At 74.6% G+C, this 2,201-nt stretch carries 3 protein-coding genes and 1 pseudogene; 2 read left to right on the top strand and 2 right to left on the bottom strand.

Annotated features, from left to right (window positions below; all coding sequences use genetic code 11):
• Positions 1-589, bottom strand: a pseudogene (locus HMPREF3105_RS12795) (MFS transporter); the annotation flags it as partial.
• A gap of 37 nt (positions 590-626) precedes the next feature.
• Positions 627-974 (bottom strand): winged helix-turn-helix domain-containing protein, encoded by a 348-nt coding sequence (locus tag HMPREF3105_RS00560; protein ID WP_070708520.1) that lies wholly within the window; start codon positions 972-974, stop codon positions 627-629.
• Between the two features lie 48 nt (positions 975-1,022).
• Between HMPREF3105_RS00560 and HMPREF3105_RS00555 the strand changes: the two genes are divergently transcribed.
• A complete protein-coding gene (locus HMPREF3105_RS00555) occupies positions 1,023-1,961 on the top strand; it encodes an iron-containing redox enzyme family protein (protein ID WP_070708522.1) in 939 nt (312 codons plus the stop codon).
• Positions 1,961-2,179 carry a CDGSH iron-sulfur domain-containing protein gene (locus HMPREF3105_RS00550; protein ID WP_070708521.1) on the top strand — a complete coding sequence of 73 codons (219 nt, stop codon included), beginning with the start codon at positions 1,961-1,963 and terminating at the stop codon, positions 2,177-2,179. Before HMPREF3105_RS00555 ends, HMPREF3105_RS00550 begins: the two co-directional genes overlap by 1 nt.
• Positions 2,180-2,201 lie beyond the last annotated feature (22 nt).

The following is a 2,201-nucleotide window of genomic DNA, read 5'->3' as shown; positions in this document are numbered from 1 at the left end:
CGACCACGGCCCACGCCCCGAGGGCCCGCCGCCAGCCCTCCGCCCCGCCGGCCGCGGCCAGGGGGGCGGTGACGAGGGCCCCGAGGGAGCCCCCCGCGGTGAGGACGACGCTGTAGACGGTCATGTACAAGACACCGCGCCGCGCGCTATGCAGCTTGATCCACGCCGGGACCAGCACGTTGCCCAGTGCCATGCCCGCCAGCGCGAACAGCGTGAAGACCAGGAACGGCCCCGTGCTCCCGGCGAGGGCGCGGGCCGCCAGGCCGACGACCACCAGAGCGGCGCCGCCCAGGACGGCGGCGGAAAGGCCCATGCGCGCGGCGACCCGCACGGCGACGAAGCCCACGGCCCCGAAGCACAGGCCCGGCAGGGCGGCCAGCAGCCCCGCGGTGCCGCCGGTGAGGCCGAGAGAGGCGGAGACCTCCTGGAGGACGGGACCCAGCGTCGTGGCGCCCGGACGCAGGTTCAGGGCGATCAGCAGGATCGCCGCGAGGGCGAGGGCGTGGGGCACCACGGCCCCGTCGCGGCGGGTGCGCCGCGGGTCCGTGGTCAGCGGGCGCGGGGCGGCGCCGCCGGGGGGCTCGTGCATACCGCCAGCATGTCACCCCGGCGGGGCGCCCCGGCCGTCAGCGCGTCATGCCCTCCAGTGGGTAGCCCATGCCGGGCTCCGTGATCAGGTGGACAGGATGGGTGGTGTCGTCCCCCAGCTTGCGACTCAGCTGGGACACGTAGAGGCGCAGGTACCCCGTGTCCTCGGCGTGCTCGGTGCCCCAGATCGTGGTGAGGATCGTCTGCCGGGTCACGAGTCGGCCGATGTGGCGGATGAGGATCTCGATGAACCGCCACTCGGTGGGGGTCAGGCGGATCTGCGCGAAGGTCGGCTCCGTGGTGGGCCCGCACCCGTTCCCCAGGATGATCCGGGACTTCCAGGCCGTCGTCGGACGGGAGGCGTCGGGCGGGTGCCGGCCCCGCATCCCTGGACCGGGTGCGGCGGCATGTCGCACGCTGGACGGATGGTGCCGATGACCCTCCCCGCCCCGCGCGGGTCCCTGAGCGAGCGCGTGTTCGCCGCCCTGCCCACGGGCCGGACGGCCGGTCTGGCCGACGCCCCGCCGCCGCAGGACGCCGACGACGCCCACGTGACCCTGTGGGCGCTGTATGAGCTGCACTACCGCGGGTTCGCGGGCGTGGCCGACGAGCTCGAGTGGGACCCGGAGCTGATCCGCGTGCGCCGCGGCCTGGAGCGGGACCTCGAGGAGGACCTGCGCGGCCGGGCGCCCGCGTTCCCGGACGGGGAGGACTTCGCCGCGGAGTTCTTCGCGTTCGTCGCGGACCATGACGGCCCGTCGCTGGCCGCGCACATCCAGCGCTCGGCCACGTGCGAGCAGGTCCGCGAGTTCCTGCGCCACAAGTCGATCTACCACCTGAAGGAGGCGGACCACACCTCGTGGGTGGTCCCGCGGGTCTCGGACCGGGTCAAGGCGGCCGTCGTGGAGCTGCAGTATGACGAGTACGGCGGCGGGGACCCGAACCGGCTCCACGCGCAGCTGTTCGCGCGGGGCCTGGCCGCCAGCGGGCTGTCCGCCGAGTACGGCGCGTACATCGACGAGGCGCCGGTGGAGATCCTCGAGCAGAACAACGTGATGTCCCTGTTCGGGCTGAACCGGCGGCTGCGCGGGGCCTCCCTCGGGTTCCTCGCGGCCTTCGAGGCGACCAGCTCCGGGCCGTCCCGGCGGATGGCCGGCGGGCTGGAGCGGCTGGGCTTCCCCACCGAGCTGGTGGGGTACCACACGGAGCACGTGGAGGCGGACGCTGTCCATGAGCAGCTGGCCGTGCGCACCATCTGCGGGGCGCTGCTCGAAGAGGAGCCGCACCTGCGGGAGGACGTGTTCTTCGGCGGGTGGGCCAGCCTGCACCTGGACGACCGCTACGCGGAGCGGATGCTGGCGGCGTGGGCCTGATGGCGGACCACGCGGACGAGCCCCCCGCCCACCCGGATGTGGTCCTCTGCCCGAACGGGCCGATCCTGCTGCGCGGGGATCACGTGGTGCTGGACGAGGACGGGGTGGAGCACCGCACGTGGCGGCCCGTGAGCGCGGTCTGCCGGTGCGGCGCCTCCGCGACCAAGCCGTGGTGCGACGGCAACCACAAGGCGGTGCAGCGCGCCCAGCGGCGCTGAGGCCGGGCGGCTGCGCGCCGTC

The organism is Micrococcus sp. HMSC31B01, assembly GCF_001816085.1.
In the GTDB taxonomy this organism is placed as follows: Bacteria; Actinomycetota; Actinomycetes; order Actinomycetales; family Micrococcaceae; genus Micrococcus; species Micrococcus luteus.
The sequence above is the reverse complement of the archived record's forward strand: the minus strand, read 5'-3'. Positions and strand labels throughout refer to the sequence as shown.